The sequence below is a fragment of the Williamsia sp. MIQD14 genome, assembly GCF_051025635.1.
In the GTDB taxonomy this organism is placed as follows: domain Bacteria; phylum Actinomycetota; class Actinomycetes; order Mycobacteriales; family Mycobacteriaceae; genus Williamsia_A.
Map to the genome: position 1 here is coordinate 196,821 of NZ_JBPFDG010000001.1, position 5,260 is coordinate 202,080.

Here is a 5,260-nt window from a genome sequence, read left to right on the forward strand (position 1 = left end):
GCGCGAGTTGCGACAATCGTCGAGTGTGCGACGGCCGGTCGTCGCACCGGATGAGGAGCGCAGATGATGCCGGGACGAGGCCGCCACATCGTGTTGCTCGACGCCCTGTCGGCCATCCCGACGGGCCCGTCCCAGGCGAGCGTCCTCGACGGGCTGCGCAGGGTGATCCTCGACGGTGTCGCCGTGCCCGGATCACCGATCCCGGTGGGCGAGGTCGCCGGGGTGTTCGGCGTCAGTCCCATCCCGGTGCGTGAGGCGCTCAAGACACTCGTCGGCGAGGGCCTCGTGGGGCACGAGACGAACGGCGGCTACTTCGTCGCGCAACTGACCGGCGACGAACTACGTGAGATCTACTACGTACGAGGCGTTCTCGAGCGGGCGGCGCTGGGCCGCGCGATCGAGAAGGTGACCGCCGACGACCTCCTTGCGGCCCGCGCGGCCAACGACGCACTCCTCGAGGCGACGGCGGCAGCGGATCTGCGTGCCTACCAGATCAATTCGCGTAGGTTTCATCAGGCGCTGATCGCGCCGTGCGGGATGCACCGACTGATCAACATGTTCGAGTCGACCTGGAACATCACCGAACCGTTCCAACTGATGCGTACCGCGACCCCGCAGATGCAGACCCGACTCCACGCCGATCACGAGGCGATGATGACCGCGATGGCGGAGCGCGACACCGCGTCGCTGATCACGACCGCCGGCGAGCACCACGCCCGGCTCGAGACGATGATCGTCGGCACCGCAGCAGGATCGGACATCGCCGACCAGCGCTGACGCCACCGTCGAGGCGGACGAAAATATACTCTCGAAGTAACGCATCAGAAATCCTTCGGTCCTAATCTCAGTGGAATTCATCGATTCCAGGAGATGCCATGACCGACATCAGGACACCGGACGCCGTCGTCGAACCGACACGTGTCAGCGCGGCGGGTGAGAGCGTCATCAAGGTCGGTTACCACCAGAACCTCACCAACGAGGACCTCGCCCCGCTGAAGAAGCAGAGCTGGACCTCCTACAACATCTTCGCGTTCTGGATGTCGGACGTGCACAGCGTCGGCGGGTACGTGTTCGCGGGAAGCCTGTTCGCGCTGGGCATCTCGGCGTGGCAGGTGCTCATCGCACTGCTCGTCGGCATCTTCATGGTCTATTTCCTGTGCAACCTGGTGGCCCGACCGTCCCAGCAGGCGGGTGTCCCCTATCCGGTGACGACCCGCATCGCGTTCGGTGTCCGGGGCGCGAACCTCCCCGCCATCCTGCGCGGCCTCATCGCCGTCGCCTGGTACGGCATACAGACCTACCTCGCCTCGGTCGCGTTCGGTCTGCTCGCCCTGAAGTTCTGGCCGTCGTTGGCGAGGTTCGACTCCGTCGACGACTACGGCTTCCTCGGCCTGTCGCTGCTGGGATGGGCCGGGTTCGTCCTGATGTGGGTCCTGCAGGCCATCGTGTTCTGGAACGGCATGGAGACCATCCGTAAGTTCATCGACTTCTGCGGTCCCGCGGTCTACGTCGTGATGGTGATCCTCGCGGGTTACCTGATCTACAAGGCCGGGTGGAGCAACGTGCACTTCGACCTCTCGTCGGGGCCGAACAAGAGCGGCTGGGCGTCGATCACCGCACTGATCAGCGCGATCGCCCTGGTGGTGTCGTACTTCTCGGGGCCGATGCTGAACTTCGGCGACTTCTCCCGCTACGGCCGCACGTTCGGCGACGTCAAGAAGGGCAATTTCCTCGGCCTGCCGGTGAACTTCCTGTTCTTCTCGATCCTCGTGGTCTGCACCGTCTCCGCCGGCGCCACCGTCATCGGCCGCGACGCCGACGGCAACATCATCACCGACCCGGTGCACATCGTCGATCGCATCGACAACACCACCGCCGCGGTCCTCGGTGTGCTCACCTTCGCCATCGCGACCATCGGCATCAACATCGTCGCGAACTTCGTCTCCCCCGCCTTCGACTTCTCCAACGTGGCGCCGACCAAGATCAGCTGGCGCATGGGCGGCATGATCGCCGCGATCGGTTCGGTGCTCATCACCCCGTGGAATTTGTTCAACAACCCCTCGGCGATCCACTACACACTCGACACCCTCGGCGCGGTCATCGGACCGTTGTTCGGCGTGCTGATCGCCGACTTCTACCTCGTGAAGAAGAAGCAGATCGTCGTCGACGACCTGTTCAGCATGTCGCCGACCGGCCGGTACTGGTTCCGCGGCGGCGTGAACCCGGTTGCCGTCATCGCCACCGTCGTGGCCGCGGCCGCGGGTATCGCGATCGTCGTCGAGGGCACCACCTACATGGCCAGTTACACCTGGTTCGTCGGTGCCGGACTCGGATTCGCGATCTACTGGCTGGGCATGCGGTACCTGCCCGCGACCTTCATCCACGACAACCCGCCCGCGCCGGTCGCGACAACCGCACCCGCCGCCGACGTGTCCGCCTGAGAGGCCAGACTGGGGTCATGCGGATCTGCCTGATCAACCCGAACACCACCACGTCGATGACCGATCTCATGGTCCGGGCGGCGCGGGCGGCCGCGGGACCGGGTACCGAGATCGTCGGGGTCACCTCCTCGATGGGCCCGGCGTCGATCGAGAGCCACTACGACGAGGCTCTGGCCGTACCGGGCGTGCTCGCGGCCATCGCCGCCGACCGCGACGGCGAGACCCCGTGCGACGCCTATGTTCTGGCGTGTTTCGGTGACCCCGGCCTCGACGCGGCCCGCGAGATCGCCGGCGCGCCGGTGCTGGGGATCGCGCAGGCCGCCATGTCACTGGCCGCCCTCGTCGGCGGCGGTTTCTCGGTGGTGACCACGCTGTCGCGGACCGTCGGTCGCGCCGACGAACTGACCCACCGCTACGGGGTCGCGGGACTGTGCCGCGGCCTGCACGCCTGCGACATCCCGGTGCTCGAACTCGAGACCGACCCCGACACCGAGGTCGTCCTGACCGACGCCTGCGCCCGCGCCCTCGCCGACGACGGTTCGGAGTCGATCGTGCTCGGGTGCGGCGGCATGGCCGACCTGGCCGCACGCATCTCGGCGAAGATCGGGGCGCCGGTCATCGACGGCGTGGCGGCCGCCGTCCGCCTGTCCGAGGCGCTCGTCCCGGTCGCCGGGTTCCCGGGACCGGCCAGTGGTGAGTACTCGCGGCCCCCCGCGAAGCAGTACACCGGGGTGCTGTCGGGCTTCCAGCGACTGTGAGACGTCAAGGTTTCTTCGCCCGTTCAGATGAACCTTGCTAATTCGCAAGACTTACGGTGCGCATGTACGAAACAATGTGCAATATGTCGAAGTCCCTCCTTGTGACCGTTCCCGTGTACGGCCAGATCGAGTACACCCACGCTCTGGTGGAGGACCTCGAGCGTGAGAAGGCCGATTACCTCATCGTCGACAACAAGGGCGACTATCAGCCGATCGGCGACGAACGGGTGGTCACCCCCGGTACCAACACCGGCTGGGCGGGCGGTTCCAATCTGGGGCTGCGCACGGCATTCGTCGAGGGGTACGACGCCGCGATGACGCTCAACAACGACGTCCGACTGTCCCACGGCTACTTCGCCGGCCTGCTCGATGACCGACTCCCGTCCGACGCGGGCGCAGTCGTCGGCCTCTACGACGACGCCGGTGCCCACCCGGCCCTGCTCGCCGACTACGAGGGACCGGCCGCCGACTACACCCCGCGCGACGCCTACCGCCGACTGCCGGCCGTCGACGGCACCGCGCTCATGCTCACCCGCGACGCGTTCGTGGCGACCGGCGGTCTCGACGAGCGCAGCTTCGGACGCTTCGGATGGGGCGCGGATCTCGACCTGTGCATGCGCCTGCGCGCGGCGGGCTTCGGCATCTGCGCGACCGAGCGCAGCTTCCTCAACCACTTCGGACGCAAGACCGCCGACGCCGTCGCCGGCCGACGCCGCTACAAGTTCTTCGGCGGTAAGGACATGGCCCGTGGGCTCAAGAAGCTCTACGGCAACAAGTGGCGAAACGACGTCGTCACACAGCGTTTCGAGGTCCGCAGTCTCGCCGACGACTCGGTGCTGCGCACCGAGACGCCGCGCATGGTGTTCAAGGCCGACCCGGTTCCCGCCGGCGCCCACTGACCCGACCGCCGCTCCCGACAACGCCGTGCGCTGCCTCGTCACCTCAGCGCCACATCACGTCTCCGCAACCATCTGATCGCGAATCGGTGCATCACCCTGACCGCGGTGGGCAGCCCTCTCGCGCGCCGGTAGCCTCGAGAGCGGTTGGGGCTGATGTTGCTGGAGGTACTGATGAGGCGTGTGAGCCTCGGGTTTGACCGTGGATTCCTCGCCCGACTCGTCCTGATCGCCCTGGTGTCGATCGCCGGACCGCTCGGCGCGATCGCTCCGGCCGGGGCGGCCCCGGGTCCGTCACCGTCGACGCCCGCGGTCGGTGGGTACAACTCCCCCTCGTGTCGACCCGCTCCCGCGCATCCGCGCCCGGTGATCCTGGTCCACGGGACCTGGACCGATTCGGCGCAGACCTGGCAGACCCTCGCCCCGGCGCTCGTCGGACAGGGCTACTGCGTGTTCGCGGTCGACTACGGTCGCCGCGCGGCGGGCAGCACCGAGAACCTCATGGATCTGGTGGGTGGCGACACCATCACCAGGTCGGCCGTGACGTTGGCGCGGTTCGTCGACCGCGTGCGCCGCGAGACCGGCAGCGCGCGGGTCGACATGGTCGGCCACTCGCAGGGCGCCCTCGTCATCCGGCAGTACCTGAAGTTCGACGGCGGTGCGCCCGGCGACCCCGCTCGCAACACCGTGAACACCGTGGTCACGTTGGCGGGGACCAACCACGGCACCACCTTCGACCTGAACCAGACCATCGGCGCCCTCGGCGAGATGCTCGGCATCCCGGTGGTGCGCCTGGCCGCCACCACCGTCGGCCCGTCGTACGTCGAACAGATGGTGGGCTCCCCGTTCCTCGATCGGCTCAACGCCGGCGGCGACACCCGACCCGGCATCCGCTACGTGGTCGTCGGGACCCGCGACGACACCATCGTCACCCCGCCCGAACGCACCTTCCTGCGCGCCGGTCCCGGCGCCACGGTCCGCAACACCTGGGTGCAGGACGGTTGCGGGACGCGGCAGGTCGACCACATGCAGATGACGAGCGACGCCCGTGCGGTGTGGATCGTGCTCGACGCCCTCGACCCGACCTATCGGGCGACACACCCCGCACCCTGCCGCTGAGCCCTCCCGGCCGGTCACTCGGTGGGCCGGTCGCCCGCCGGTCAGG

The 5,260-nt window shown here is 67.8% G+C and carries 5 protein-coding genes; all 5 read left to right on the forward strand.

Translation table 11 applies throughout. The features are described from left to right. Positions 1-66 precede the first annotated feature (66 nt). The 5 genes from ACQ7HM_RS00770 to ACQ7HM_RS00790 all read left to right on the forward strand — a co-directional run bounded on the left by ACQ7HM_RS00770 (position 67) and on the right by ACQ7HM_RS00790 (position 5,214). The gene (locus ACQ7HM_RS00770; protein WP_434215589.1) at positions 67-777 is read left to right on the forward strand and encodes a GntR family transcriptional regulator; all 711 of its coding nucleotides are present in this window, start codon (positions 67-69) and stop codon (positions 775-777) included. A gap of 98 nt (positions 778-875) precedes the next feature. Continuing rightward, a complete protein-coding gene (locus ACQ7HM_RS00775; protein WP_434214345.1) occupies positions 876-2,441 on the forward strand; it encodes an NCS1 family nucleobase:cation symporter-1 in 1,566 nt (521 codons plus the stop codon). A 17-nt stretch (positions 2,442-2,458) separates the two neighbouring features. Beyond that, positions 2,459-3,199, forward strand: a complete 741-nt coding sequence (locus tag ACQ7HM_RS00780) for an aspartate/glutamate racemase family protein (protein ID WP_434214346.1) — start codon at positions 2,459-2,461, stop codon at positions 3,197-3,199. A gap of 101 nt (positions 3,200-3,300) precedes the next feature. After that, positions 3,301-4,098 carry a glycosyltransferase family 2 protein gene (locus ACQ7HM_RS00785; RefSeq protein WP_434214347.1) on the forward strand — a complete coding sequence of 266 codons (798 nt, stop codon included), beginning with the start codon at positions 3,301-3,303 and terminating at the stop codon, positions 4,096-4,098. A gap of 171 nt (positions 4,099-4,269) precedes the next feature. After that, positions 4,270-5,214: an esterase/lipase family protein gene (locus ACQ7HM_RS00790; protein ID WP_434214348.1), complete on the forward strand. Its 945-nt coding sequence runs from the start codon at positions 4,270-4,272 to the stop codon at positions 5,212-5,214. Positions 5,215-5,260: the final 46 nt, after the last annotated feature.